At 49.8% G+C, this 241-nt stretch carries 1 protein-coding gene; it reads left to right on the top strand.

Annotated elements, in window-relative coordinates:
* Positions 1 to 52: 52 nt before the first annotated feature.
* The coding region (locus ACVA58_RS28595; RefSeq protein ID WP_446513606.1) for a hypothetical protein at positions 53 to 241 on the top strand (189 nt) is incomplete at its 3' end.

Below are 241 nucleotides of genomic sequence, written 5' to 3'. Positions count from 1 at the left end.
CTTCCTACCCTGGATTCTGAATTTCTCCGGCGTGCTCTGGAAGGACGTTGGAATGGCATTTTCACTGCTGGTGGCAACAGGGCTGCTGTTTAACCAAAAGAACAGCAGAAAGCTAGCATTGCTGAGTTTACCGTTCCTATTTTATGCATTTGCGGTACGGCACAACGCGATTCTTGCCACTGCACCCCTTATTTTTTTCGCCTCGCTGCGTTACTTGTGCCCCAGGAAAGTACTCTCGGGA

This window comes from Photobacterium sp. DNB22_13_2 (assembly GCF_052873915.1).
The sequence above is the reverse complement of the archived record's forward strand: the minus strand, read 5'-3'. Positions and strand labels throughout refer to the sequence as shown.